General features: G+C 65.6%; 23 protein-coding genes and 1 pseudogene. 8 read left to right on the top strand and 16 right to left on the bottom strand.

Annotated elements, in window-relative coordinates; all coding sequences use genetic code 11:
* The first annotated feature begins 266 nt into the window (after nucleotides 1–266).
* The 4 genes from G6N51_RS10345 to G6N51_RS10330 are packed head-to-tail and all read left to right on the top strand — an operon-like array spanning nucleotide 267 to nucleotide 4,096.
* Complete coding sequence (locus G6N51_RS10345; RefSeq protein WP_083168865.1) at nucleotides 267–1,298, top strand: sulfate ABC transporter substrate-binding protein; 1,032 nt, start codon at nucleotides 267–269, stop codon at nucleotides 1,296–1,298.
* Complete coding sequence (gene cysT / locus G6N51_RS10340) at nucleotides 1,295–2,176, top strand: sulfate ABC transporter permease subunit CysT (RefSeq protein ID WP_083168868.1); 882 nt, start codon at nucleotides 1,295–1,297, stop codon at nucleotides 2,174–2,176. The genes G6N51_RS10345 and cysT overlap by 4 nt, the downstream gene beginning before the upstream one ends.
* The gene (gene cysW / locus G6N51_RS10335; protein WP_083168871.1) at nucleotides 2,173–2,985 is read left to right on the top strand and encodes a sulfate ABC transporter permease subunit CysW; all 813 of its coding nucleotides are present in this window, start codon (nucleotides 2,173–2,175) and stop codon (nucleotides 2,983–2,985) included. Before cysT ends, cysW begins: the two co-directional genes overlap by 4 nt.
* 19 nt (nucleotides 2,986–3,004) lie before the next feature.
* On the top strand, nucleotides 3,005–4,096 hold the full coding sequence (locus tag G6N51_RS10330; RefSeq protein WP_083168874.1) for a sulfate/molybdate ABC transporter ATP-binding protein: 1,092 nt from the start codon (nucleotides 3,005–3,007) through the stop codon (nucleotides 4,094–4,096).
* 13 nt (nucleotides 4,097–4,109) lie between these two features.
* Here the strand turns inward: G6N51_RS10330 and G6N51_RS10325 are convergent, their stop codons facing one another.
* The 3 genes from G6N51_RS10325 to G6N51_RS29645 all read right to left on the bottom strand — a co-directional run bounded on the left by G6N51_RS10325 (nucleotide 4,110) and on the right by G6N51_RS29645 (nucleotide 6,694).
* Nucleotides 4,110–4,853 (bottom strand): phosphoadenylyl-sulfate reductase, encoded by a 744-nt coding sequence (locus tag G6N51_RS10325; protein WP_083168877.1) that lies wholly within the window; start codon nucleotides 4,851–4,853, stop codon nucleotides 4,110–4,112.
* Nucleotides 4,850–6,529, bottom strand: a complete 1,680-nt coding sequence (locus G6N51_RS10320; protein ID WP_083168880.1) for a nitrite/sulfite reductase — start codon at nucleotides 6,527–6,529, stop codon at nucleotides 4,850–4,852. The genes G6N51_RS10325 and G6N51_RS10320 overlap by 4 nt, the downstream gene beginning before the upstream one ends.
* A 108-nt stretch (nucleotides 6,530–6,637) precedes the next feature.
* Entirely contained in the window at nucleotides 6,638–6,694 is a 57-nt protein-coding gene (locus G6N51_RS29645) for an Ms4527A family Cys-rich leader peptide (protein WP_368072687.1), read from the bottom strand.
* 225 nt (nucleotides 6,695–6,919) lie between these two features.
* On the opposite strand from G6N51_RS29645, the gene hemW reads away from it, so the two are divergent.
* Complete coding sequence (gene hemW / locus G6N51_RS10315; RefSeq protein WP_083168883.1) at nucleotides 6,920–8,092, top strand: radical SAM family heme chaperone HemW; 1,173 nt, start codon at nucleotides 6,920–6,922, stop codon at nucleotides 8,090–8,092.
* A gap of 3 nt (nucleotides 8,093–8,095) precedes the next feature.
* Here the strand turns inward: hemW and G6N51_RS10310 are convergent, their stop codons facing one another.
* The 3 genes from G6N51_RS10310 to G6N51_RS10300 form a co-directional block, all read right to left on the bottom strand.
* Entirely contained in the window at nucleotides 8,096–9,322 is a 1,227-nt protein-coding gene (locus tag G6N51_RS10310) for a sodium-dependent bicarbonate transport family permease (protein ID WP_083168886.1), read from the bottom strand.
* A 228-nt stretch (nucleotides 9,323–9,550) separates the two neighbouring features.
* A complete protein-coding gene (locus G6N51_RS10305; protein ID WP_083168900.1) occupies nucleotides 9,551–10,789 on the bottom strand; it encodes a sodium-dependent bicarbonate transport family permease in 1,239 nt (412 codons plus the stop codon).
* Between the two features lie 288 nt (nucleotides 10,790–11,077).
* Complete coding sequence (locus G6N51_RS10300) at nucleotides 11,078–11,290, bottom strand: hypothetical protein (protein ID WP_083168903.1); 213 nt, start codon at nucleotides 11,288–11,290, stop codon at nucleotides 11,078–11,080.
* Between the two features lie 375 nt (nucleotides 11,291–11,665).
* Between G6N51_RS10300 and G6N51_RS10295 the strand changes: the two genes are divergently transcribed.
* Nucleotides 11,666–13,018 (top strand): salicylate synthase, encoded by a 1,353-nt coding sequence (locus tag G6N51_RS10295; RefSeq protein ID WP_083168906.1) that lies wholly within the window; start codon nucleotides 11,666–11,668, stop codon nucleotides 13,016–13,018.
* A gap of 175 nt (nucleotides 13,019–13,193) precedes the next feature.
* Nucleotides 13,194–14,210, top strand: coding sequence for an acyl-ACP desaturase (locus G6N51_RS10290; RefSeq protein WP_083168909.1), 1,017 nt, complete (start codon nucleotides 13,194–13,196; stop codon nucleotides 14,208–14,210).
* An 18-nt stretch (nucleotides 14,211–14,228) separates the two neighbouring features.
* On the opposite strand, the gene G6N51_RS10285 is transcribed toward G6N51_RS10290, so the two are convergent.
* Genes G6N51_RS10285 through G6N51_RS10265 form a run of 5 tightly spaced genes read right to left on the bottom strand, consistent with a single transcriptional unit; the run spans nucleotide 14,229 to nucleotide 19,464 of the window.
* The gene (locus tag G6N51_RS10285; protein ID WP_083168911.1) at nucleotides 14,229–15,155 is read right to left on the bottom strand and encodes a MerR family transcriptional regulator; all 927 of its coding nucleotides are present in this window, start codon (nucleotides 15,153–15,155) and stop codon (nucleotides 14,229–14,231) included.
* A 3-nt stretch (nucleotides 15,156–15,158) separates the two neighbouring features.
* Entirely contained in the window at nucleotides 15,159–16,661 is a 1,503-nt protein-coding gene (locus G6N51_RS10280; RefSeq protein WP_083168913.1) for a flavin-containing monooxygenase, read from the bottom strand.
* Nucleotides 16,658–17,578 (bottom strand): reductase, encoded by a 921-nt coding sequence (locus G6N51_RS10275; RefSeq protein ID WP_083168915.1) that lies wholly within the window; start codon nucleotides 17,576–17,578, stop codon nucleotides 16,658–16,660. The genes G6N51_RS10280 and G6N51_RS10275 overlap by 4 nt, the downstream gene beginning before the upstream one ends.
* 26 nt (nucleotides 17,579–17,604) lie before the next feature.
* Nucleotides 17,605–18,453: an SDR family NAD(P)-dependent oxidoreductase gene (locus G6N51_RS10270; RefSeq protein WP_083168918.1), complete on the bottom strand. Its 849-nt coding sequence runs from the start codon at nucleotides 18,451–18,453 to the stop codon at nucleotides 17,605–17,607.
* Nucleotides 18,454–18,456: 3 nt separating this feature from the next.
* On the bottom strand, nucleotides 18,457–19,464 hold the full coding sequence (locus G6N51_RS10265) for an alpha/beta hydrolase (protein ID WP_083168921.1): 1,008 nt from the start codon (nucleotides 19,462–19,464) through the stop codon (nucleotides 18,457–18,459).
* A gap of 385 nt (nucleotides 19,465–19,849) precedes the next feature.
* Between G6N51_RS10265 and G6N51_RS10260 the strand changes: the two genes are divergently transcribed.
* Entirely contained in the window at nucleotides 19,850–21,469 is a 1,620-nt protein-coding gene (locus tag G6N51_RS10260) for a thiolase C-terminal domain-containing protein (RefSeq protein WP_083168924.1), read from the top strand.
* 36 nt (nucleotides 21,470–21,505) lie between these two features.
* On the opposite strand, the pseudogene G6N51_RS10255 reads toward G6N51_RS10260, so the two are convergent.
* The 5 genes and pseudogenes from G6N51_RS10255 to G6N51_RS10235 all read right to left on the bottom strand — a co-directional run.
* Nucleotides 21,506–21,925: pseudogene (locus G6N51_RS10255) on the bottom strand (wax ester/triacylglycerol synthase domain-containing protein); the annotation flags it as partial.
* Nucleotides 21,926–21,958: 33 nt separating this feature from the next.
* Nucleotides 21,959–23,122, bottom strand: a complete 1,164-nt coding sequence (locus G6N51_RS10250; protein WP_083168927.1) for an NDMA-dependent alcohol dehydrogenase — start codon at nucleotides 23,120–23,122, stop codon at nucleotides 21,959–21,961.
* 21 nt (nucleotides 23,123–23,143) lie between these two features.
* Nucleotides 23,144–24,595 (bottom strand): aldehyde dehydrogenase family protein, encoded by a 1,452-nt coding sequence (locus tag G6N51_RS10245; protein WP_174814379.1) that lies wholly within the window; start codon nucleotides 24,593–24,595, stop codon nucleotides 23,144–23,146.
* A 14-nt stretch (nucleotides 24,596–24,609) separates the two neighbouring features.
* A complete protein-coding gene (locus G6N51_RS10240; protein ID WP_083168933.1) occupies nucleotides 24,610–25,404 on the bottom strand; it encodes an SDR family oxidoreductase in 795 nt (264 codons plus the stop codon).
* Nucleotides 25,397–26,677, bottom strand: coding sequence for an amidohydrolase family protein (locus tag G6N51_RS10235; protein ID WP_083168936.1), 1,281 nt, complete (start codon nucleotides 26,675–26,677; stop codon nucleotides 25,397–25,399). Before G6N51_RS10235 ends, G6N51_RS10240 begins: the two co-directional genes overlap by 8 nt.
* Nucleotides 26,678–26,786 lie beyond the last annotated feature (109 nt).

The raw sequence follows: 26,786 nt of genomic DNA, 5'->3' as shown, positions 1-26,786 counted from the left end.
TCGTCGCGTGGTGGCTAACGCACTGAGCGCGCGCAGGTTGCCCGCTCGGCACTCGAGCGGTGGCGGCCCCGCCGATTCCTGTTAGGCTTCCGGCCATGCAGGTGACATCCGGTGTCGTGGAACGCCATGTCTTCGTGCACTGTTGTCGCTGACTGCCAAACCCGTGCGCGGTCTGGTATGGGGTCCGTGATGTCTCCTGTCGTTTAAGGCGCCTTTCCGCAGCAACGGGACCGCTATCTCCTGAGTCCCCGTACTGGAAGGCCTGAATGCTCAACGACATCGCCCTACGGTGGCGGCCGGTGGCCACGGTTGCCCTGATCGCCGCGGTCGTGGCGGGGTGTAGCGGCGGGGCCAGTGACGTCGTCGGCGGTTCCGGGCCGACCAACGCGCGCACCAGCATCACGCTGGTCGCCTATTCGGTCCCGGAACCGGGCTGGAGCGCGGTTATCCCGGCGTTCAATGCCGCCGACGAGGGCAAGGGCGTGCAGGTGATCGCCTCCTACGGCGCCTCGGGCGACCAATCACGGGGGGTCCTCGACGGCAAGCCGGCCGACGTCGTGAACTTCTCCGTCGAACCGGACATCTCCCGGCTGGTGAAGGCCGGCAAGGTATCCAAAGATTGGAATACCGACGCCACCAAGGGAATTCCCTTCGGGTCGGTGGTAACTCTGGTGGTGCGTAAGGGCAACCCCAAGAACATCAAGGATTGGGACGACCTGCTGCGGCCGGGGGTTCAGGTCATCACTCCCAGTCCGCTGAGCTCGGGGTCGGCCAAGTGGAATCTGCTGGCACCCTATGCGGTTAAGAGCGAAGGTGGCAGCAACACCCAGGCCGGCGTCGACTTCATCAGCAAGTTGGTGCACGAGCACGTCAAATTGCGTCCCGGTTCGGGGCGGGAGGCCACCGATGTCTTCGTCCAGGGCAGCGGGGACGTGTTGATCAGCTACGAGAACGAGGCGATCGCCACCGAGCGCGCGGGCAAACCGGTGGAGCACATCAACCCGTCGCAGACGTTCAAGATCGAGAATCCGGTCGCGGTGGTGAGCACCAGCCCGCACCTGGACGCCGCGGTCGCCTTCAAGAACTTCCAGTACACGGCCACGGCGCAGAAGGTGTGGGCGCAGGCGGGCTTTCGGCCGGTCGACCCGGCCGTCGCGGCCGAATTCCGCGGCCAGTTTCCGCTGCCGGCAAAACTGTGGACCATCGGCGACCTCGGCGGTTGGCAGGCCGCGGATCCGCAGTTGTTCGACAAGACCACCGGCAGCATCACCAAGATCTACATGCAGGCCACCGGATGACGGCCGCAGTCACCCCCGACCCGCAGGCAATCAGGCCCGAGCTCGGCGGCAACGGGCACCTCGCGCCGTCGGCGCGAGGTTCGCGCGGATCGGGTGGCACGTCACTGCGGGTAGGCGTGGCGACGCTGTGGCTCTCGGTGATCGTGCTGCTGCCGCTGGCCGCAATCGCATGGCAGGCCGCCGGCGGCGGCTGGCACGCCTTCTGGCTGGCGGTCACTTCAAACGCCGCGCTGGAGTCGTTCCGGGTGACGCTGACCATCTCCGCCGGGGTCACGGTGGTGAACCTGGTCTTCGGCCTGGTGGTCGCCTGGGTGCTGGTGCGGGATGACTTCGTCGGCAAGCGGGTCGTCGATGCCATCATCGACCTGCCGTTCGCGCTGCCGACGATCGTCGCCAGCCTGGTGATGCTGGCCCTCTACGGCCACAACAGCCCGGTGAATCTTCATCTGCAGCACACGGCGTGGGGCGTGGCGGTGGCGCTGGCCTTCGTCACGCTGCCCTTCGTGGTGCGTGCGGTGCAGCCGGTGCTGTTGGAGATCGATCGGGAGACCGAAGAGGCGGCGGCGTCGTTGGGTGCCAGCGGCCCGAAGGTTTTCACGTCGGTCGTGTTGCCGTCGTTGACCCCGTCGTTGTTGTCCGGCGCGGGCCTGGCCTTCTCGCGAGCGATCGGCGAGTTCGGGTCGGTGGTCCTGATCGGTGGCGCGGTACCCGGCAAGACCGAAGTGTCCTCGCAGTGGATACGAACCCTCATCGAGAACGACGACCGCACCGGCGCCGCCGCGATATCCGTCGTGCTGCTGTCGATCTCGTTTGTCGTGCTGTTCATTCTGCGGATCGTGGGTGGGCGCGCGGCCAAGCGTCAGGAGTTGGCCAGGTGACCTCAGGATCCAGGGTCCGGTACCTGATCCGATTCGTCGGGCTCGCATACGTTTTCGGGTTGCTCGTCGTCCCGGTGACCCTGATCTTGTGGCGGACCTTCCGGCCGGGCGTCGGCCAGTTCTTCGACTGGGTGAGCACGCCCGCTGCGGTGTCGGCGCTCAACCTGACGTTGCTGGTCGTTGCCATCGTGGTGCCGCTGAACGTGGTTTTCGGTATCCCTACCGCGTTGGTGCTCGCCCGCAACAGGTTTCGCGGTAAAGGTGTGCTGCAGGCGGTGATCGATCTGCCCTTTGCGGTGTCGCCGGTCATCGTGGGCGTCGCCCTGATCCTGTTGTGGGGATCGGCGGGCGCGTTCGGTTTCGTCGAGAAGGACCTCGGATTCAAGATCATCTTCGGGCTGCCCGGCATCGTGCTTGCCAGCGTCTTCGTCACCCTGCCGTTCGTCGTGCGCGAGGTGGAACCCGTCCTGCACGAACTGGGGACCGACCAGGAGGAAGCGGCGGCGACCCTGGGATCGGGCTGGTGGCAGACCTTTTGGCGGATCACCCTGCCTTCGATCCGGTGGGGTCTGACCTACGGCATCGTGCTGACGATCGCGCGCACACTCGGCGAGTACGGCGCCGTCATCATCGTGTCGTCGAACCTCCCGGGTAAGTCCCAAACCCTGACGTTGCTCGTCTCGGATCGGTATAACCGCGGCGCCGAATACGGCGCCTACGCGCTCTCGACGTTGCTGATGGGCGTTGCGGTCCTGGTCCTGATTTTCCAGGTGATTTTGGATGCCCGCCGAGCGCGAGCGGCCAGGTAGGCGACATGGAGACACCCAGATGACCGACAACAACACCCGCCCCGGCGACCACGCCATCGTCGTGCGCAACGCCAACAAGCGCTACGGCGACTTCGTGGCCCTGGACAATGTCGACTTCGTCGTGCCCTCCGGCTCGCTGACGGCGCTGTTGGGGCCCAGCGGTTCCGGCAAGTCAACCCTGCTGCGTGCCATAGCCGGGCTGGACCAGCCCGACAGCGGAACGATCACGATCAACGGCGAAGACGTCACACGGGTGCCGCCGCAGCGGCGGGGCATCGGGTTCGTGTTTCAGCACTATGCCGCGTTCAAGCACTTGACGGTCCGTGACAACGTGGCCTACGGATTGAAGATCCGTAAACGGCCCAAAGCGGAGGTCAAGGCCAAGGTCGACAATCTGCTGGAAGTGGTGGGGCTGAGCGGGTTTCAGAACCGCTACCCCAATCAACTCTCCGGCGGCCAACGACAGCGAATGGCGTTGGCACGGGCGTTGGCGGTCGACCCGCAGGTGCTGTTGCTCGACGAGCCGTTCGGCGCGCTCGACGCCAAGGTGCGCGAGGACCTGCGCGCGTGGTTGCGCCGCCTGCATGACGAGGTGCACGTCACCACCGTCCTGGTCACCCACGACCAGGCGGAGGCGCTGGACGTGGCCGACCGGATCGCGGTGCTCAATCACGGTCGTATCGAGCAGGTGGGATCGCCGACCGAGGTCTACGACGCCCCGGCGAGCGCCTTTGTGATGTCGTTCCTCGGGGCGGTGTCCACCCTGAACGGGAATCTGGTTCGCCCGCACGACATCCGGGTGGGCCGCAACCCCGAGATGGCCATCGCAGGCGGTGATGGCACCGCGGAGTCGATCGGGGTGGTGCGCGCCACCGTCGACCGCGTGGTGGTGCTCGGTTTCGAGGTGCGGGTGGAGTTGACCAGCGCCGCCACCGGAGGGGCCTTCACGGCGCAGATCACCCGCGGCGATGCCGAGGCGCTGGCCTTGCGTGAGGGCGACACCGTTTACGTGCGCGCGACCCGAATTCCGTCCCTCGCCGTCGACGCGACGGCGGGTGGCGGCGGACCGGCCGGCGCCGGCGAGGACGAAGCCACGCTGACGTCGGCATAAGTCGTGGGTTCTGCTACGAGGCGTGCAGCCCGCACTCGGTCTTCGACAGCCCCTGCCAGCGCCCGCTGCGCGGATCGGCCCCGGCGAGCGGTTTGGCCGTGCAGGGGGCGCAGCCGATGGACGGATAGCCGTCGTAGACGAGGGGATTGACCAGCACGCCGTGCTCGTCGATGTAGTCCTGCATGTCCTCGTCGGTCCACGTGGCCAGGGGGTTGATCTTCACCAGCTTGAACCCCTCGTCGAAGCCGATCACCGGGGCGTTGGCACGGGTTTTCGCTTCGCTCCGGCGCAGCCCGGTCACCCAGGCGGAGTAGCCACTCAGGACGCGGCGCAGGGGTACCACCTTGCGCAACCGGCAGCACTCGCCCGGGTCACGGTCGAACAGGTTCCTCCCCAGCAACTGATCCTGTTCGGCCACGGTCTGCTCGGGGGCGATGTTGAGCACGCGGATGTCGTAGACCGATTCGACCGCGTCCCGGGTTCCGATGGTCTCGGCGAAGTGGTAGCCGGTGTCCAGGAAGACCACCGGCACGCCCGGGCGGACCTTGGAAGCCAGATCGATCAGCACGGCCTCCTGCATGCTGGAGGTCAGCACGTAGTTGCAGGTGGCCCAGCCGCGCGGACCGTTGACTCCGCCGAAGATCCGATCGGTCCAACGCAACACCTCGGTGGCGCTGGCGCCCTCGAGCTCGTCGGCGCCCCGCGCCGCCAGGTCCCGCAGTTCGGCCTCGGTTCGTTTCGTTGCTTGTTCACTCATCGTAAGTCGTCCTCATCCGCCCGAATCGCCCACTGCGCGAACCGTTCTCCCGCACTGCGGTGTTTGATGAAGTTACGCACCACCCGGTCGATGTAATCGCCCAGCTCGTCGCTGGTGACCTTGTGCTGGCGCAGTTTTCGCCCGAATCCGCTGTCCAGCCCGAGGCTGCCGCCCAGGTGCACCTGAAAGCCCTCGACGGAGCCCCCATGACCGTCGTCGACCATTTGGCCCTTGAAGCCGATGTCAGCCACCTGAATTCGTGCGCACGAGTTCGGACAACCGTTGATGTTGACTGTGATCGGCACGTCGAGCGCGGCGTTGATGTCCTCGAGCCGGCGTTCGAGCTCGGGCACCAGAACCTGCGCCTTGCCCCGGGTTTCGGCGAACGACAACTTGCAGTATTCGATCCCCGTGCACGCCATCAAGTTCCGGCGCCAATAGGACGGCTGGGTCTGCAGCCCCAGCGCATCCAGACCCGCGAGCACCTCGTCGAGTTTGTCGTCGGCGATGTCGAGGATGACCAGCTTCTGGTACGGGGTGAACCGGATCCGGTCCGAGCCGGCCCGGTCCATCAGGTCGGCGACCGCCGACAGGATGCTGCCCGAGACGCGTCCGGCTATCGGGGCCGCACCGACGGCGTTGAGACCGTTCTTGAGCCGTTGTACCCCGATGTGGTCGATCGGATGCTTGAGCGGCTCGGGCGGCGGACCATCGATCAGCCGCCGCTTGAGGTACTCCGTTTCGAGCACCTCGCGGAACTTTTCGACGCCCCAGTCCTTGATCAAGAACTTCAGCCGGGCCTTGGACCGTAGCCGCCGGTAGCCGTAGTCACGGAATATCGAGGTCACGGCCTCCCAGACCTCGGGCACCTCGTTCAGTGGCACCCAGGCGCCGACCCGCTGGGCCAGCATCGGGTTGGTGGACAGACCGCCGCCGACCCACAGGTCCAGGCCCGGCCCGTGCTCGGGATGGTTGACGCCGATGAAGGCGATGTCGTTGATCTCGTGCGCGACGTCCTGCAGGCCCGAGATCGCGGTCTTGTACTTGCGCGGCAGGTCGGCGAAGTCCGGCTTGCCGATGTAGCGGCGCACGATCTCGTCGATCGCCCAGGTCGGGTCGAGCACCTCGTCGAGTGACTCGCCGGCCAGGGGTGAGCCCAGGATGACGCGGGGGCAGTCGCCGCACGCCTCGGCGGTCTGCAGGCCCACGTCGGCGAGCCGCCGCCAGATTTCGGGGACGTTTTCGACCTCGATCCAGTGCATCTGCACGTTCTGGCGGTCGGAGATGTCGGCGGTGTCCCGCCCGAACTCGGTCGAGATCTGGCCGACGGTGCGCAGCGCGGCGGCCGACAGTGCGCCGCCGTCGCAGCGCACCCGCATCATGAAGTACTTGGCCTCGAGCAGATCGGCGTTCTCGTCCCCGGTGAACGTGCCGTCGTAGCCCTGTTCGCGCTGGGTGTAGAGCCCCCACCAGCGGAAGCGCCCACGCAGGTCACTCTTGTCGATGCTGTCGAACCCGGCCTTGGCGTAGACGTTCTCGATGCGCTCGCGCACCTCGAGCGGGGCGCCGGCGCGCTTCATCTCTTCGTTGGGGTTCAGCGGCTCGCGGTCTCCCAGCGCCCACTGGCCCTCGTTGCGAGCCTTGTTTTGGGCCCCGGCGGGACGGGCTGTGGTCATTGGCGAGGTCTCCTTTGGACATCGCAGGCATAGAAGCGCAGCTCACCGGTGGTATCGGCGGCGCAGATCCGATGCCAGCTGGACGTACAGGTGGGCGGGTCTACGACATCAAGGAAGACAGCAACAGCTGCAAACGCGCTTGAGATCAATGTGCCGCCGCGCCACGAGCGCAATGCGAAGGCTGGGCTGAGCGACGGTCACGAGCCCATTGTGCCATGCCCGATGGGCGGCGACGCCACCAGGTCAAATATCCGCTCACGGTGAACGGAATTCCGCATTAAGCTGGCCGCCCGGGTAAGAACAACCAGGAAACCTGCCGGCCGTCGGGGTGCGCGGCTGCGCAGCTGTCGGCGGCCCGGCCGGCGGCGGCGCACCGTGGGATGATTTGGCATGGCACTTCGCGAGGAAGCGGTCGCGCTGCCCGACCTGCAGCCCGTCCCCGGACGGTCGTTCGGGATGTACATTCACGTTCCGTTCTGCATAACCCGTTGCGGCTACTGCGATTTCAACACCTACACGCCCGCCGAGCTGGGCGGGGTGAACCCCGACGCCTGGCTAGCGTCGCTGCGGACGGAGCTGAAGCTGGCCGCCGAGCGGCTCCCCGGGCCGACCGTCGACACGGTGTTCGTCGGGGGCGGGACGCCGTCGCTGCTGGGCGGCGCGCGGGTGGCGTCGGTCCTGGACATGGTGCGCGAGCATTTCACCCTGGCGCCCGGTGCCGAGATCACCACCGAGGCCAACCCGGAGTCGGCCTGGCCGGACTTCTTCGACGCCGTGCGCGCGGCCGGCTACACGAGGGTGTCGCTCGGCATGCAGTCGGTGTCACCGCGGGTGTTGGGGGTCCTCGACCGCATCCACACCCCGAACCGATCGGCGGCCGCCGCCCGCGAAGCGTTGGACGCCGGCTTCGAGCACGTCAGCCTCGATCTGATCTATGGAACCCCGGGGGAGTCCGACGACGACCTGCTGCGCTCCGTCGACACGGCGATCGACACCGGCGTCGATCACGTGTCCGCCTACGCGCTGGTCGTCGAGGACGGCACCGCGCTGGCCCGGCGGGTCCGCCGCGGCGAGCTGGCGCCGCCCGACGACGACGTGCTGGCACACCGCTACGAGCTGGTCGATGCCCGACTCTCCGAGGCCGGGATGTCCTGGTACGAGGTGTCCAACTGGGCGCGACCCGGCGGTGAGTGCCGACACAATCTCGGCTATTGGGACGGTGGCCAGTGGTGGGGCGCCGGACCGGGAGCCCATGGCCACGTCGGCGCCACGCGGTGGTGGAATGTCAAGCACCCCAACACCTATGCGGAGAGGCTGGCCGGTGCCGCGTTGCCGGTGGCGGGATTCGAGCGCCTGGACGCCGATACCCTGCACACCGAAGATGTGCTGTTGAAAACCCGCCTGCGCCAAGGTCTTCCGCGTGACGTGCTGGGTCCCGCCGAACAACAACGCGCCGAAGGCGCGGTCGCCGACGGGCTGCTGGTGGCCGACGCCGATCGGTTCGTCCTGACGCCGCGCGGACGGCTGCTGGCCGACGCGGTGGTGCGTACCGTCCTGGGGTAGCGCTCAGGTGGCCGGGAACCAGTGCGCGACGACGCGGTTGATCTCGATATAGAGCGGAATCCCGATGGTGACCGTGTAGGAGAATGTCAGACCCAGCGCGGCGGCCAGCGGCAAGGTCGGGCTCGCCTCGGGGATGCCGAGCCGTTGCACCGCCGGAAGCGTGATGTATGACGCCGCGCCGCACAGCACCGCGAACAGCACGTAGGTGCCCGGTTGGAAGTGCGTGTCCGTGAGGTTCGCGTAGCAGTAGGCGGCCACGATTCCCAGCAACGCAAACACGTTGGGCGCCAACAAACCGAAGACGATGAAGCCACTGCCCGCAGACTTGAGATCGCGCAACTTGCGCGACGCCGTCATCCCCATCTCGAGCAGGAACAGGCACAGCACGCCCTGAAACGCCGCGACGAAAAGCTCGTTCTGGTCGTGCACCACCTTCTGGCCCTGCAGCGCACCGATGAAGCCGATGCCGATGCCGCCGATGAGCAGGATGAGTCCGGGGTTGAGGAACACTTCCTGCAAGATCGCGCGCGACATCAGCGGTGCCTTGGTGCGCGGCACGCTATTGGCGTACCGCTCGGGATGCTCCCGCTTTTCCAGCGAGAGCTCCAGCTCCTCCTCGATCCCGCGGTCGACGCGGTCGTCCACGTCTTCGCCCAGTCTCCGCTGGTCGGCCGCGCCCGGTCCACCCGCGGCGGGCGCCGCGTAGCCGTCCTCGTCCGGCATGTACCCGGCGTCGTCCATGCCCCGGTGCCGCAGCCGGGCCACCAAGTACAGCGCCACCAGGCAGCCGGGAATCTCCATGAACGCCAGCAGGACCGGCATGTAGGCGTCGAAGGCGATCTTGACGCTGGTGAGCACGGCCACGCAGGTGGCGAAGGCACCCGCCGAGTCCGACCCGTAGTAGCCCGCCACCGCCGCCCGGTCGACTCGTCGCAGCCGGGTCAGGTACCTCAGCAGGACGTAGGTGAGCGCACCGATGACGACGTTCAGCGTGAAGCCCAGCGCGACGAACCCGGCGATGTTGTCGATGTCGGCGGGTTTGACTTTGGCCAGTTCTTCGCCGCCCTGCCAGCCGATCGCCACCAGCAGGTACATGGTCAGGCCCTGATAGATCACGTACGGGAACTCGAACCGCACCTTCAAGATCGGGATGAGGAACCCGAAATAGAAGAACAGCAACAGCGGCTTGAAGAGGTTGTGGATGAAGTTTTCCCACAACTCGTAAACCATGTGCGCCTCCCGGCGACGCGGCCGGGTGCTGCGGGGGGCAGCAACCGACTCGCGGCGTCAACGAACCTAGTGGAACCGCCGGCTTCGGGGGTCCGGCCCAACCCGTCTTTACGAACAATTAACGACGAGCGGAATCGGGATCCCACCCGAGGCTCCGTCGCGACCCGCCAAAGAGGCTGCTGCCCACCATGATTCGGTGACCCCTGCGGTTCTCGGCGAGGGCCGGACCTAGAACCAGTGCGCGATCAGCCGGTTGACCTCGATGTAGAGCGGGATTCCGATGGTGACGTTGTAGGAGAACGTCAGGCCCAGCGATGCGGCCAACGGCAGGGTGGGGCTGGCTTCGGGGATCGCCAGCCGCTGGACAGCCGGGACGGCGATGTAGGAGGCCGCGCCGCAGAGCACCGCGAACAGCACGTAGGTTCCCGGCTTGAAATCGGCGTGAGTGAGCGACGCGTAGCTGTGGGCGACCAGGATGCCAAGCGGCGCAAAGATATTCGGGGCGAGGAGGCCGAAGAAGATGAAGCCGGGGCCGGCCGTTCGCAGGTCCTTCAGCTTCCGGGAGGCGGTCATGCCCATCTCGAGCAGGAACAAACAGAGCACGCCCTGGAACGCCAGGACAAAGAACCTGTCGTCGTCGGCGACCACCTTCTGGCCCTGCAGCCCACTGACCAGGCCGATGATGATGCCACCCATGAGCAGGACGAGCCCGGGGTTGAGGAACACCTCTTGGAACAGCTCCCGGGAGAAAATGGGCGCCCTTTTGCCGGCGGTGCGCGGCGGGCTCTGGTCCGGCTCCCAGTCCGGATGGTCGAGCTTTTCCAGGGAGAATTCCAGCTCCTGCTCTATTCCGCGCTCGTGCTCGGACTCCTCGAGGCTCTGGCCGTGCGGGGGCATCGCGGCGGCGCCGGGCCCCACTCCAACCTTGACCGGCGCGGTGTAGCCCGGCTCGTCGGACATGTTCCCCGCCTCGTCCATCCCGCGGTGCCGGAGGCGCGCCACGAAGTACAACGCCACCAGGCAGCCCGGAATCTCCATGACCGCCAACATCACCGGCATGTAGGCATTGAACGCCATGCCGATGGCCGTCAGGACGGCCACGCAGGTGGCGAACGTCCCCGCCGAGTCCGACCCGTAATACCCGGCGACCGTCGCACGGTCGATTCGTCGAAGCGAAGTCAGCCAATTCAACAGCAGGTAGGCGATGCCGCCGATCACGAAGTTGAGCACGAACCCCAACACCATGAAGCCCACGATCACCCCGACGCTGCCGGCGCTGATCTTGGCGAGTTCCTCACCCCCGTGCCAGCCGATGGCCAGCAGCAGGTACATCGTCAGACCCTGATAGATCACATAGGGAAATTCGAAGCGCACCTTCAGGATCGGAATGAGGAATCCGAAGTAGAAGAACAGCAGGAGCGGCTTGAACAGGTTATGGGTGAAGTTGTGCCAAAACTCTTGCAGCATCCGACGCCTTCCTCGATGAGTGCGGTATCAGGGAAAGCGCGGTCCGCAAGCGGAGCCACCACAAACATCCCGACGACCGTGCAAAACTTATCCCTCAAGGTGTCAAACCGCCACTCGAATGCAAAGCATGAAGTGCATGCGTGTCGGGGTGCCGCGGGGCGGCCTTGCCCCGGCATAGGCGCTGGTCAGAGGCTTGGAGCTGGCGATCTGCCGAGCGTCCGCCGCCCGCGGCGCAGGCGTGGATTTGGTGTGAAAGTGCTGTGTATTTGCTGTGGGCTCAACCCGGAATCAGCGCGACGATGAAATGAGGGAGGGACGGACCCCGACGCCCTTCTTTCGGTGGGTCACCGACAGCCAAGCCATTGGCGAGTAATGCGTGGTGATTTCCTGAAACCCGTCGACGCGCGAAACGGTGAGTACACCGGTCTCCGGATTGATGTCGAGCTCGTCGCCCTCGCCGCCCTGAACCTCTTCGCCGTTCGCAAGCCGGATGACGAACATGGTGTTCCTCTTTCAATGGTTGAGCACACAACTAATCCCCGGCCAGAGGGTTCGCGCGGTTAGACATCGAGTCTAGGAGACGCCCGGTGGGGGCGACCCGTCGCTGTGTGGCCATGAGGTAAACGGTCGGGAAACGTTTGACTGTGTCGAGATTCACTCCGGCGGTCACCGGCCCCATGCGGCGGCCCCACTTCGCCCCTCTCACCTGCGGCAACGGCGAAACGGGAGGGGGTCGACGTGGGTGGCGCCCCCGCACTGCTCGGGGGTGGCCGGCGCTTTAACTCCGAGGGAGTCCTGACCGGGCGGCCGGATTAGACCGGCCGGTGACGGGATCGGTTGCGCGCCCTTAGATAGGTTAGGCTACATTTACTAACCGTGACCGAGGTCAGCGTTCAGACGAGTCCCGCCGGCTCTGCGTCGTCACCGATTCCCCTTCCCGCACACATCGACCCGGCCGACCTTGCCGCCGAGCTGGCCGCGCTGCTGCCGGAGCAATCCGGCGAGGAATATCTGCTCTACGAGCGTGGCGGGCAATGGGTGCTGGCCAGCGGAGTGCGCGCGATGATCGAGCTGGACAGCGACGAAATGCGCGTCATCCGGGACGGCGTCACTCAGCGTCAACAGTGGTCGGGGCGGCCCGGGCCCGTCCTGGGCGAGGCCATCGACAGGCTGTTGCTGGAGACCGACCAACTCTTCGGCTGGATCGCCTTCGAGTTCGGCGTCTACCGCTATGGGCTGCAACAGCGGTTGCGGCCACGAACGCCGCTGGCCCGTGTGTTCTGGCCGCGCACCCGCATCATGGTGACCCGGGAGGAGGTCCGGCTGTGGGGCGCGACCGCGGTTCATCGCGACGCGATCATGGGCCTGCTGCGCGGCGGCGTGCCCGAGGCGCGCCAGCCTCGCGCAGTGGACGTCGGCACCGATCCTTCCGGCTACCTCGACCGGGTGGCCTCTGCCGTCGACGAGATCGCGGCGCGCCGCTACCACAAGGTGATCCTGTCCCGGTGTCTGGAAGTGCCTTTCCCGCTGGACTTCCCGGCCACCTACCGGCTGGGTCGTCGACACAACACGCCGGTGCGGTCGTTCTTGTTGCGGCTTGGCGGTATTCGCGCTGTCGGCTACAGTCCCGAACTCGTCGCGGCCGTCCAAGGCGACGGGATAGTGGTGACCGAGCCGCTGGCGGGCACTCGCGCGCTGGGACGCGGGGTCGCGCGCGACCGGCAGGCGCGAGACGACCTCGAATCAAATTCCAAAGAGATTGTCGAGCATGCGATTTCAGTGCGGAGTTCGCTTCAGGAGATGACCGAGATCGCCGAACCCGGCAGCGTGGTGGTCAACGACTTCATGACGGTGCGCGAGCGCGGAAGCGTGCAGCATCTCGGGTCCACGGTCAGCGGGCGGCTAGGTCCGTCGAACGACCGGATGGATGCGCTGGAAGCGCTTTTCCCGGCGGTCACCGCGTCGGGCATCCCGAAAGCGGGCGGTGTGGAAGCGATCCTGCGTCTCGACGAGGGCCCGCGCGGACTGTATTCCGGGGCGGTCGTGATGGTTTCGGCCGATGGCGGTTTGGACGCCGCACTGACACTGCGGGCGGCCTACGAAGGCGACGGCAAGACGTGGTTACGGGCCGGGGCCGGCATCATCGAGGGGTCCACGCCCGAGCGTGAATTCGAAGAGACCTGCGAAAAGCTGTCCACCCTGGCGCCGTATCTGGTCGCGCGCCGCTAGCCCCCAGCTGGGCTGACGGGTGGCCCGGCCGGGCTGCCGCGGCGTGGTGGGCGTCACTTCCGGCGTAGGGACCTTTGGCCCTAGTTCGGCGTCTTCCGGGCGTGCCATCTTTATGTAACCGCATGACACAGATACATTGTGCGTTACTTGACGGCACACATAACTGGAGGGCTTTGTGTCCAACGATCTGACTAACCTGCAGCTACTCCATGAGCTCGAGCCGGTGGTCGAGGATCTGCTCAACCGCCACCTTTCGATGTTCAAAGAGTGGAATCCACACGACTACGTCCCGTGGTCGGACGGCAAGAATTTCCATGCGCTGGACGGTCAGGACTGGGAGCCCGGGGACACTCGGCTCCCCGACGTCGCGCAGGTGGCGATGGTGCAAAACCTGCTGACCGAGGACAATTTGCCGTCGTATCACCGCGAGATCGCGATGAACTTCAGCATGGACGGCCCCTGGGGGCAGTGGATCAACAGGTGGACGGCCGAGGAGGCCCGGCACAGCACGGCGCTGCGCGACTACCTGGTGGTCACTCGCGCGGTCGACCCGGTGGCGCTGGAGCGGCTGCGCCTGGAGCAAATGACCAGGGGCTTCAGCCCGGGGCAGAATCAGCAGGGCGACATGTTCGCCGAGAGCCTGTTCGACTCGGTCATGTACGTCTCGTTTCAGGAGCTGGCCACCCGCGTTTCGCACCGCAACACCGGCAAGGCCTCTCAGGACCCCATCGCGGAGCAGCTGATGGCCAGGGTGTCCCACGACGAGAACCTGCACATGATCTTCTACCGGGACGTCAGCGCGGCGGGCCTCGACATCGCCCCGAACCAGGCGATGAAGTCGGTCCACCGAATCCTGCGCAACTTCAAGATGCCCGGATTCACGGTGCCCGAATTCCGGCGCAAGGCGGTGGTCATCGCCGTCGGCGGCGTCTACGACCCGCGCATCCATCTCGACGAGGTGGTGATGCCCGTGCTCAGGAAGTGGCGCATCTTCGAACGCGAAGACTTCACCGGCGAAGCCGCGCGGATGCGCGACGATCTCGCCGTGCTGGTCAAGGAGCTCGAGCAGGCCTCCGACAAATTCGAGGAATCCAAGCAGCGCTATCTCGAACGCGAGGCCCGCAAGACCGAAAAGATCACGGCGAGGAAAGTTCTCGAGACAGAGGGAAGGCTGACCCTGAGCGGGCACTGACGTGGCAGTTCAAACCGTTCAGGCCGACGAGCTGGACTCGAGGTAGTCGGCGAGAATGCGGCTCGCCAGTGACTCGATATTGGACTCGATCGACGACGCGAGCGTGGCGGTGACCGTCGCCACGGCTTGAGTCCGGAACCGCACCAGCATGGTGATCAGCTCGGCGATCTCGGCATCGGCCGGCAGGGGCTGGCCGGGCTTGATGCGGTCCAGCACGTGCTCGGCCCCGGCGCGCACGAGCATGTCGCTGATCTTGTCGACTTCGGGCACGATCTGCTCGTGGAGGTCGATGAGTTTCTCCAATTCGACGCCGTACCCGCGGATTTCGTTGAAGGCCTCGATCAGTTTGGGACGGGTGACGGTGGCTTGCGCCCCGTCGACACGGATGACGTGCAGCGCCACCAGTCGCTCGAAGGCGTCCGGGTCGTCGACGAGTCGCTGCGCCTGGACCAAAGGCATGGTCTGTGGTTTCTCGGTGGTCCAGGTGCCCACGATCGCCGTCTCGAGACCCAGCACGTCGCCCAGGCTCTTGCCTTCCTCCCAGGCGCTCAGCATTTCGCGCACGTGCGCGATGTTGTATCCGCGGTCGAGCATCGAGGTGATCAGCCGCAGCCGGGTCAGGTGGGTGTCGTTGAACAATGCGATGCGGCCGACGCGCAACGGTGGGGGAAGCAACCCGCGGTCGCGGTAGACCCGGATGTTGCGGGTGGTGGTGCCGGCCAGCCGGGCCAGGTCGTCGATCCGGTATTCACCGGATGCGGGGTCGCCGTGGGGGTGGCGAACCGCGGCGTCGAACAGTTGCGACACCGCCGTCTCGATCAATTGCCGGTATTCCCGCGACTGACGCCGAACGCGCTTGGGCGCGCGCCGCACGTTGTGCAACACGCTGGCGATCGTGCCGGGTTCGGGTCGTGGAGAACGGTCGAGCGGGCGGTCCGGCGCCATGTGTCAGCCCGACGAGACGGCAGCCGCCTGGGTGCGGCGCGCCACCGCCCGGTAATCCTCGTAGCGGAAATCCCTCATCTGCCGAAGATACTGCGTCGCGAAACCCGGGTACATCGACCCGTTGTATCCGTCCTTGGTGAGGTACCAACTGCGGCAGCCCGACATCCACGTCGTCTTGGTGAGGCGCCGCTGGAGGCCGTCGTTGTGCCGGCGCTGGACCTCTTGTCGCACATCGAGATAGCGCAGGTCGTCGTCGAGGATGGCGGTGATCCCGCGCACCGCGTACTCCAGCTGCCCCTCGATGTAGACCAGCAGGGAGTTGTGGCCCGGCCCGGAGTTGGGCCCGGTCATCACGAACAGGTTCGGATATCCGTGCACGTTGATGCTCTTGTAAGCCTGTGCGCCGCCGGCCCATTCGTCGGCGAGCGACCGGCCGCCGAGCCCGGTGACCGGAAACGGCGGACCGGTCAGGTGGACGTCGTAGCCGGTGGCGAACACGATGCAGTCGAGGTGGTGCTCGATGCCGTCGCTGGTGCGGATGCCGACCGGGCTCAGGGTGGCGATCGGCCAGTCGATGAGCTTGCAGTTGTCCCGCTGCAGGGCGGGGTAGTAGTCGCTGGAGACCAGCATGCGCTTGCACCCCGGGCGGAAGTCCGGCGTCAGCTGCCGCCGCAGCCACGGGTCCTTCACCCGCGTCCGCAGATGGGCCCGCCCCAGGCGCGCGACCAGCGAGGTCAGCGGGGTATCCCACACCAGCGCCGTGGCGCTGGCCTCGTGGCCCCAGAACAGGGCCTGACGGGCAAGCTGCTGGGCGGCAGGGACTTTGGTGAACAGGGTTTGGACGGCGGGTGGGGTGGCGACATCCAGGCGGGGCAACACCCAGCACGGGGTGCGTTGGAAGACCTTGACGAACCCGGCCCGCTTCACCAGCTCGGGGACGATCTGGATCGCGCTGGCGCCGGTGCCGATGACGGCGACCCGCTTGCCGGCGAAGTCGTAGTCGTGGTTCCAGCGGGCGCTGTGAATCTTGTGTCCGCGATAGCTGTCCAGCCCGCGGATGCCGGGAAAGCTGACGTCCGACAACGGCCCGGATGCGAGCACGACGGTGCGTGCGCGGAATCGCTTGCGGCCTTTGGTGGTTGCGGTCCAGACTCCGCGATCCTCGTCGAACGCCAAGCCGCTGACCTCGTGGCCGAATCGGATGTGGCGGCGGATGTCGAACCTGGTCGCCATGTCTTCCAGGTGGCGGCAGATCTCCGGCGCGGGGGAGTAGGTGCGCGACCAGGCCGGGTTCTTGACGAACGAGTACGAGTACAGCAGCGAGGGAACGTCACAGCTGGCGCCGGGATAGGTGGTGTCGCGCCACGTTCCGCCGACCCGGTCGCCGCGTTCGAGGATCACGATGTCGTCGACCCCGGCGTCGGCCAATCGGATCGCCGCGCCCAGTCCGGTGAAGCCGGCGCCGACGATGAGCACCGCGTGGGTGTGGTCGCCTGCCATGGTCACGCCGCCGGCTCGTGGGTGAGTTCTCCAACCCAAGTCGGTACCGACGGAAGCAGGGGCCGCGGATATCGGTCGGAAAGCCATACCATCGAATTCGCCAGCAGGTGGTACGGGTGGCGTGGATTTGTGACCACTCCCGCGTAACGCCTCAGGAAACGATATGTCGGTACCCGCCTGGTACGTTCGCCGCGATCGCCAAGCTCTTTGAATCTTTTCACGGCTCTGTAAAGCCGCTCCGGCTCCATACCCATGGCCGTGATCTCGTTGCGGATCCTGTTGATCAGCGGTGCGCCCATGATCGCACCGATGATGAGACCCGGAGTGGCATTGTGACCGACGAAGTCGATCAGTAACCGTCGGATCTTCGCGTGCCCGATCATGTCGAGGACTTCGAAATCGACAACCAGATGGCGTGATTCGTCATTGTTGATCTTCTCGAAGACCTGGTGGCAGATGGGGTCGTGCACCTCATCGAGGAGGAATTTCAACAGGGCGCCGTCCAGTGCGACTTCGAGCATCGGAATGACCGTGCCCAGCAGAGACAGCGGCATGTCGTCGGCCCAGCGGTCCAGCCAGTCGATCGCCAGTCGGATGTTCACGTTCGGCTCGGGAATCTCACCGTCCTCGAGCATGCCCCAACGCTTCATCAGCGCCAGTTCAGCGTTGGCGTGACGCTGCTCCTCGGCGTGGAAATACCGGTAGATCTCGGCAATGGTCGGTGTGGGTGCCTTCTTCGCTAGCGCAGCGAAGCCCCTGGCGCCGATGTTCTCGATCCAGCATAGGTCGGCCATGAACGCCTTGAGCTGTGGCCGCTGTTCATCACTGATCATTTCGGCGCCGGGTGCGTCCCAATCGATGTCGGCGAGCGCCCACTGGCGATCCTTGATCTTGGCGAGCATAGCTTCCATGTCGATGGCCATCGGGAGCTCCTTTGCGTTGGTGGTGATTACGGCAGGTTGATTCGGGACACCAGGCCGGCCGCACGCGTGTAGGCCTGCGGGGCAAGGCGCTTGATGCTCCACCCGATCTTGGCGTCGAGTTGCGGCATGCAGTACAGGTCGCCGCGGTCGTGGGCGTCCAGGCATATCCGCGCGACCTTGTCGGCCGAGAACCCGGTCCAGCGCATCAATTTGTTGGCCAGCTCGCTGGATTCCTCGCTGATGCGGCCTGACTCGACGATATTGGTCTTGACGAAGGTGGGGCACAGCACGGTGACTCGCACCGCGGTGCCGGCCAATTCGGCGGCCAATGTCTCCGACAGTGAGAGCACCCCGGCCTTGCTGACGTTGTAGGCGGCCATCCCCGGTGCCGCGCCGAACGCCGCCGCGGAGGCGACGTTGATGATGCCGCGGGGAGCGTGGGACCGGGCGGCCTCCCGCAGGATCGGGGTGAACACGTGGCAGCCGTGAATCGGCCCCCACAGGTTGATGCCCAGGGTCCACACCCAATCGTCCAGCGGCGCATCGCCGATGGCCGCACCGCCGGCGCCGACACCGGCGTTGTTGATCTCCAGCGTGGGCGGCCCGGAAAACCAGTCCTGCGATTGCTCGGCCAGCGCCTGTACGTCCTCGAATTTCGAGACGTCGCAGCGGATCGCAATGGCCTTCGCGCCCCGTTCGGTGATCGCGTCGGCGGTCCGTTGGGCGGCGGCTTCGTCGATGTCGCTACAGACGACCGCGCCGCCGCGACGTCCGAGTTCGGCGGCGAAGGCAGCCCCGATGCCGCTTCCCGCGCCGGTCACCACCGCCGACGCGCCGCGGCTGGTTTTCGACCTGCCCAGCAGTCTGTCCAACATTGCTCAGCCCACCTCCGTCACCGCGCGCGCATCCTGCAAAGCGTGGGTGATGAACCGCGCGACGTACCCCATGGCCGCGGCGGCGTCGGGTATCAACCGGGGCAGCGCCTGGAAGACGTGCACCTGGTGCGGCCAGATCTGGAGTTCGCACCGGCCGCCGGCGGTTTGGATATCGGCGGCGAGCTGACGCGCGTCGTCCTGGAGCATCTCCGCCCCGCCGGCCTGGATCAACGTCGGCGGAAGCGGCGGCCCGCCGGCGACATTCAGCGTCAGCCGCTGATGCGTGGGATCGACGCCGGCGTGATACATCCCGACCAGGCGGGCCGCGTCGGCCGCCCGGATCGCGGGGTCACGGCGCATCCGTTCGCGGGCAAAGCACAGCCCGAAGGTGAGGTCGTACAGCGGGGAGAACAGTGTCAGCGCGGCGGGATTGTTGGCCGCCACCTCGGGTTGCAGCATCATGTCGACGGCCAGGTGACCGCCCGCCGAATCCGCGACGACGACAAGCCCTTTCGACGACAAACCACACGATCCCCGCAGCCAGTCCCACCCCGACCGGACGTCGTGGGCCGCGGTGGGGAAGCGGTGGCGGGGCGCGAGTCGGTAGTCGATGCTGAACACCGGCAGACCGGTCAGCGACGACAGCCAGGACGTCAAGCGCCGGTGCGTCTTTGCTGAGCACACAGCGTAGCCGCTGCCATGCACGTAATAGATGGCCCCCGCGGAGGTGGACGACCGTCCGGTTTCGCTTGTCGGCGTGCGTGGTCCGTAGACCCATTCACCCTTGACGCGGCGGCCGTCGGGCAGCGTCGTGTCCACGTGTTCGACTCGGGTGCCCGCCAGTGAGGGCCCGAATGTGCCCATGATCCGGGCGACGATTTGGCGGGACAGCCACAGACCCCATGCCCGCTCGGGTGGTAGCAGGCCGGTGACCGGCCGCAGGGTGTAAGCACTTACCGCTGCCGCGCCGCGGGACCGCAATGACCCGCGGGCCGGAACACCGTCCGCCATGCCATGAAGTCAATACCAAATGGTGACATTAGTCAATGGCAGCTTTTGCTAAGTCCCGGCACCGATGGGCTTGCTTCGCAACGCACGGCAGCCGCGGGCTCATCGGCTCCCCAGTCACAAAAAGCCCTGCGAGTCGGGCGGCTTAGCCGAGCGCGGTTGCGGCAATTACGCGGGTGTGAACCACAAAGTGGCCGCACGCTGCGTCGGGCACCCCCTCCGGGGTTGGCCCGCGCGCTGTGGCATCATGGTGGCAATGGTCATACTTATTTATGAGAATACAGGTATTCACAACGACTGCGGGTGCCCGCCCCCTTGCCCAGGAGACGGCCTCGGGGCGTGTGCGCGCAGCTCGACGTTGCGCCGGCTCTTGCCGAGCGCCTAGCTCATGAGACCACTACCCGAGCTCACACCCTGGAACCGGTGGTTCTGGTCCTCGGGTGAGGACGGCAACCTGCGCATCCAGCGTTGCTCCGAATGCCGCACGTATGTGCATCCACCGGTGCCAATCTGTCCGTCGTGTCGTGCGACATCGTCTGCACCAGAGATTGTTTCAGGTCGAGCGACGGTGGTGGGCTACACGCTCAATGAACATCCGTGGCTACCCGGCTTCCCGCTACCTTATGTCATCGCCGTGGTCGCCCTCGACGAGTGCGCGGAGGTGCGGCTGACAACCAACATCGTGGGGTGCCGGCCTGGGGAGGTGCATGTCGGTCAGCGCGTCACCGTGCGGTTCGAAAACGTAGACGACGTTTGGATTCCATTGTTCGAGCCCACTGGAGGCACCGACGACCGGGACCTGGTAGGTCCACCGCTTTCGCCCGAGCCGCGAGGGCCGGTAACGAGCGAGCGGTTCGAGCATCGGTCCGTGATATCCGGCATCGGCCGGTCCGCAACGGGTCGTCGGCTGATGGTCGATCCGCTGTCTCTTACGGTGGACGCGTGCCTGACCGCGATCGATGATGCCGGTCTGAAACCTGATGATATCGACGGCCTTTCGACCTACCCAGGACCCGTGGGGATGGGCATGAGTGAAGGCGGTATCGCCGCGGTCGAGGAGGCGTTGCGCCTGCATCCGACGTGGATCAACGGCGGCATGGAGCTGCCCGGGCAGGGCGGCGCGATCATCGCGGCGATGATGGCGGTGGCTTCCGGTCTGTGTAGGCACGTCCTGTGCTTCCGGACGGTCTGGGAGTCGACGTTTGCAGCGCTTCGGCTATCTGCGGCCGGCGGGCGCGTTGCGGGGCCGCAGCAATGGTCATTGCCCTTTGGCGCGGCATCAGCGGCCAACTGGATTGGGGTGAACGCCAACCAGTATCTGCACCGTTACGGCAGTGACCGGAAGCTCTTCGGCATGATCGCCGTGAACGCGCGCCGCAACGCGGCGCTCAATCCGGCGGCTATCTACCGCGACCCGATGACGATGAAGGACTACTTTGCCGCGCGAGCGATTACCTCGCCGTTCGGGCTTTACGACTGCGACGTTCCATGCGACGGTTCGATAGCGGTCGTGGTCTCCGAGGCGTCGGTCGCCAACGATTTGCCGCGTCCCGCGGTGCGCTGCGCGGCCGCCGGAACGCAGATCCTCGAACGCGTCTCGTGGGACCAGGGCACACTTACGCACGAGCCACAAGTCATCGGCCAGGCGGCACACTTGTGGAGCCGAACCGACTTGCGTCCCAAGGACATCGACCTTGCCCTGCTCTACGATGGCTTCACGTTCAACTGCGTATCGTGGTTGGAAGCCTTGGGTTTCTGCGGCTTCGGCGAGGCCCAGGACTGGCTGGACGGTGGCGGGCGCATCGCGCCGGACGGGGAGCTACCGCTCAATACGCACGGTGGTCAGCTGTCTGAGGGGCGTCTGCACCGGTTCGGATTCGTCTACGAAGCGGTACTCCAATTGCGCCATCAGGCCGGCAACCGTCAGGTCGGGGGTGCCGAAACCGCGGTGGTGAGTACGGGCGGGGGTGTGCCCTCCGGCGTCATGATTTTGCAAGGCGTGCGCTGATCCGTACACCATTGCCGAAGGGGGACGGAATGGGAGATGGATTTGTCCATGCCGGATAACCGCCGCTCTGTTGTCGGCAAGACCCTCCAGCAGGTAGAGCTCCCATAGTGGCCTGCTGCGGTCCAACGGCGTGCTGGCTATTTCGCCGACGACCTCGTCGACCTGCCGCCGCCCGCCGGGGCTCGCCACCCGGACCGCCCTGACGTGGTAGTCCAGGTCTATCTCGACATTTTCCCGCCACATCGGGTGATGGAATTTGAAGGGGATGTCGATCAGTTCGAACCGGAACGGATCCAGCTTGTAAAGCCGACGGGCGATCACTTGACGGAACTGTTCGATGCCGCAATGCTGTTCGTTGGTTGCCAGGTCTAGAACGGCGACCTTGAGAGTGTGCATGTGCACGGTCGGCGTCTCCGAGTACAACATCGACGCATCCCACCCGCTGAGTCGAATCACCGTATCCTCCCCCGAAGGTGTCGAAAACTGCGCTTACTCGAAGGCGATGACGCCGCGGATGTTATTGCCCGCCCGGAGGTCTCTCATGGCCTCGTTGATGTCGTCGAGCTTGTATTTCTGAGTGACCAGCTCGTCGAGTTTGATCAGGCCTGCCTCGTACATCGATAGCAGCTTGGGCATGGCTTCGCGCGGGTTCATCTCGCCGTAGAGCGCCCCTTTGAAGGTCTTGCAGGAGTTGACCATGTCGCCGAGCATCATCGGGACCATCATGTCGGTGATCTTGGCCATCCCGGTCAGCACACAGGTTCCGCCCTTGCGCAACAACATCATCGCCGTAAAGATCAGGTCTGAGGGCACCACCCCTGGGGTGAGAACGACGCGGTCGGCCATGACTCCCCAGGTGATCTCCTTGACAAGTTCCACTGCCGCACCGGCGTCGACGGCGGTGTGGGTTGCGCCGAATGTCGGCGCGATCTGACGCTTGAATTCGTTGGGGTCGATGGCGACGATGTGCTTGGCGCCCGCGACCTTCGCGCCCTGCACCGCGTTCATGCCGATTCCGCCGACACCAATCACAACGACGGTGTCACCCGCTCGCGTGCCTGCCGCGACGGATCCCGACCCGAATCCCGTTGTCACACCGCAGGACACTAGTGACGCGGCTTCCAGGGGGATCCAGTCATTCACTTTAACCAGCGAACGCTCGGACGCCACCACGTACTCGGAGAACGTGCCGACCTGCATCATCGCCATCAGGTCCTCGTCGCCGAGGTGGCGACGCCGGGTGCCGTCGGTGGTCATAGCCTTGCTGTAAATGTCGGAGCCAATGTCGCACAGGTACGTGTGCCCGGTAGCGCACCATCGGCAGCTACCGCAAGCAGGCAGGAACGAGATCGCCACATGGTCACCAGGTTTGAGTGTCTTCACCTCGGGACCGACCTCTTCGACGACACCCGAGCCCTCGTGGCCGCCGAGCATCGGGAACCACTCAGGCACCGGAATGCCGGACGCCCGCATCATCTCTTCCATCTCGGCCGTCGGCACACTGTCACCGGTGTAGAAGTGCTCGTCAGAATGGCAGATGCCGGCGTAGGCCATCTTGACCAGAACCTCGCCGGCGTGCGGAGGATCGAGCTCGACGTCGGTGACTTCCCAATCGATACCGACGCCGCGTAACACCGCTGCTCTGGACTTCATTGTCGCTTCTTTCGTTGGGAGTCAGGCGGCAGGCCAGCCGACGGTCTTTGTCTCGGTGAAGATCTCGAGCCCCTCGGTGCCGCACTGGCGACCGACACCGGACTGCTTGTATCCGCCGAACGGCGCGTCCGCGCCGTACCAGAGCCCGCCGTTGATGCCCAGGGTGCCGGTTCTGATCCGGCGTGCGACGGATTTCGCGCGATCGAGATCAGTGGCGAACACGACGCCCGACAGGCCATAGATGGAATCGTTGGCGATGCGTACGGCGTCGTCGTCGCCGTCGAACCCGATGACCGACAGCACCGGTCCGAAGATCTCCTCCTGGGCGATCGTCATCTTGTTGTCGACGTCGGCGAATACCGTTGGCTCGACGTAATAGCCCTTGGGAAGATGCTTGGGCACCCCGCCGCCGGTGACCAGCCGGGCGCCTTCCTGCTTACCCTTCTCGATGTAGCCGAGCACGCGGTCGTGCTGCTTTTTGGAAACAAGTGGACCCTGCAGCACCGACGGATCAGTGGGGTCGCCGTATTTGTTGTTCTCCATGGCTGTCTTGACGATTTCGACCGCTTCGTCGTAGCGCGAGTTGGGGACCAGCAGTCGGGTGGGCATCGCGCAGCCCTGCCCGGCGTGCATGCAGATGAAGGCGCTGCCGCCGACCGCACCGCCGATGTCTCCCTCCTCGTCGAGGACGAGGTACACGGACTTGCCCCCGAGTTCGAGGAAGGTGGACTTGATGGTCTGGGCGGCCGCCGCCATGATGCGCCTGCCGGTGGCCGTCGAGCCGGTGAACGCCACCATGTCTACCAGTGGCGAGGTCGAAATCACCTCTCCGACGGAATGATCGGACGACGGAACGATGTTGATGACCCCGGGCGGGATGTTGGTGTGTTCGGCGATGATGCGGCCGATCCTGGTGGCGTTCCACGGTGTGTCCGGTGCGGGCTTGAGCACGCAGGTGTTACCCATCGCCAGGACGGGGCCGATCTTGTTCAGGATGATCTCGAAAGGAAAATTCCAGGGCGTGATCACACCGACGACGCCGATCGGCTCCTTCCAGACTTCGCGGGTCGTCAGGCTGCCCAGGCCGAAGGCGTCCTTGTCGGGAAGCGGCCGTTCCCAAGCAAATTCGCCGATCATGTCCGCAGGCCAGGTAAGCGCTTCGCGGAGGGGGACGTCGAGCTGCGGTCCGTAGGTGGACAGCACGGGACAGCCGACCTCCGCGACGAGCTCGCTGCGTAAGTCCTCACGTTCGGCTTCCAGCGCCGCCTGCAGCTGCCGCAGGCCGGCGGCTCGCGCCTCGCCGTCCCGCGACCATTCGGTGTTGTCGAACGCGTGCCGTGCCGCAGCGATGGCGCGTTCCATGTCGGCGTGGGTGCCGTCGCAGGTGGTGCCGAGCACCTCCTCAGTCGCCGGATTGACGTTGTCGAATCGCCGCCCGGATACGGACTCGACGAGCTTGCCGTCGATGAGCATGCGCGGTTCGTGGTTCACCAATTCCGAAGCTCCTTCACTGCATCAGAGGCGCGCGGGGCCAGAGTCAGCTGTGGTATGAAACTGCTTTTGCCGCAACGGATAACGGAATCGACAACGTCAACCAGGTGCTCGACGTCGACGAGGCCGCCGAGCATGTATTTGTTATCCATCCAGTATCTGATAGCCGCTTCCAGGGCGTCGGGGTCCCACGCCTTGTTGAACTCGGTCTGCGCGTCGCCGGTGCCGCCCAGGCTGTCGCCGACGGCCAGACGGGTGAAGCCGATCTCCGGATGCTCGATGCGCCAGGCCTCGACGAGCTTGTCCAGCGCCGCCTTGGATACCGCGTATGCGCCGAGCAGCGGCCACGGCGTCGTGTACGACGCGCTGAGCGACGAGAGGTAAACGGCCCCGCCCGCCGCCGCGGCCAAATGGGGCGCGGCGGCGGCGGTGACCAGTGATGCGCCGGTGACGTTGGTGGCGAACAGTTGCGCCCACTGTTCCGCGGTCACCTCGCGCAGCGGCGCGAGCACACCCATGCCGGTCGTGTAGACCAGTGCGTCGAGCCCGCCGAGCGCGCCGACCACCTCGGACATCGCCGTCTGGCAGTTGTCGGCTACGGTGACGTCGCAGGCGACGGCCACCGCGCCGTTGCCGGCTTCCCCGGCGGCATCAACCAGCCTGTCGTATCGCCGCGCCAGCAGCGCGACATGTGCGCCTCGCTGGGCAAGCCCTATGCCGATGCATCGTCCGAGGCCGGCGGAGGCACCGACGACAGCGACCCGCAGCGGGCTTTGTCCGTTGTCAGACATCGAGCTTGGCGCTCATAGTGCCGAGGGTCGCGCCCGCGGTGCGTTCGAACCGGCCGTGGTCGAAGCTACGGATCTCGACATCGTGGTCACCGGCTTCGGCGCGCAGGGCGCCGACCGTGCATCGTTCTCGGGTGCGGTGCTGGAACGGGTCGAATGAGTACCAACGGCACGCGTTCTCATACGTGATCTTGTTGACCTCGTCGTCGGGGAGGTCAACCATGACCAGGGCAAGCTCCTCGGCTGCCGCGGGCCACGACGAGTCCGAGTGCGGGTAGTCACACTCCCAGGCGATGTTGTCGATGCCGATGTCATGGCGCAGCTTGACGCCAATCGGGTCCACTATGAAGCAGGTCAGGAAGCGCTCGCGGAACACCTCGCTGGGCAGTTTGTTTCCGAAGTCCTGGCCGGTCCACAGGTGATGCATTTCGTAGGTCCGGTCGAGTCGGTCGACGAAATAGGGAATCCAGCCGGTGCCGCCCTCGGAAAGTGCGAAGCGGACGTCGGGAAACTCCTTGATGACGCGGGACCACAGCAGGTCGGCGGCCGCCGAGCAGATGTTCATCGGTTGCAGGGTGATCATGACGTCGACGGGCGCGTTGTCGGCGGTCATCGTGATCTTGCCGGAGGACCCCAGGTGGACCGAGAGCACCGTGTTGGTGTCCGACAGCGCCCGCCACATCGGATCCCAATACTCGTCGTGGAAGCTCGGGAAGCCGAGCGTCGCGGGGTTTTCGGTGAAGGTGACCGAGTGGCAGCCTTTGGCGGCGTTGCGGCGGATCTCTTTGGCACACAATTCGGGATCCCACAACACGGGCAGCCCCATGGGCAGGAAGCGCCCGGGATACGAGCCGCACCATTCGTCGATGTGCCAGTCGTTGTACGCCTGGGTGACGGCGAGGGCGAGGTCCTTGTCGGTGTGGGTGGCGAACAGCCGGCCCGCGAAGCCGGGGAAGGACGGGAAGCACATCGATCCCAGCACGCCGCCCGCATCCATGTCTTTGATCCGCTCATGAATGTCGTAGCACCCGGGCCGCATTTCGTCGAAAGCGGTCGGCTCGACGCCATACTCCTCGCGTGGGCGTCCCGCCACAGCGTTGAGCCCGATGTTGGGAATGATGGCGTCGTTGAAAGTCCACACCTCCGAGCCGTCGGGCCGGCGGATGACCCGGGGCGCCGCGTCCGCGTACTTGCCTGGAAGCCTGCCCTCGAACAGGTTCGGCGGCTCCACCAGGTGATCGTCGACGCTGACCAAAATCATGTCTTCGGGCTGCATGAGTCTCCTTGCACAGAGGTTGAGAACGAGGCTATCAGATAGGCAGAGTAACTATTTCGATTTATGAAAATATTCATTTCCGCTGATGACGGACGTGGCCTGCATACTT

It is taken from the genome of Mycobacterium paraseoulense, from assembly GCF_010731655.1.
GTDB lineage: Bacteria > Actinomycetota > Actinomycetes > Mycobacteriales > Mycobacteriaceae > Mycobacterium > Mycobacterium paraseoulense.
Note: the sequence above shows the minus strand (reverse complement) of the source record. Positions and strands in the feature narration are given on the sequence as shown.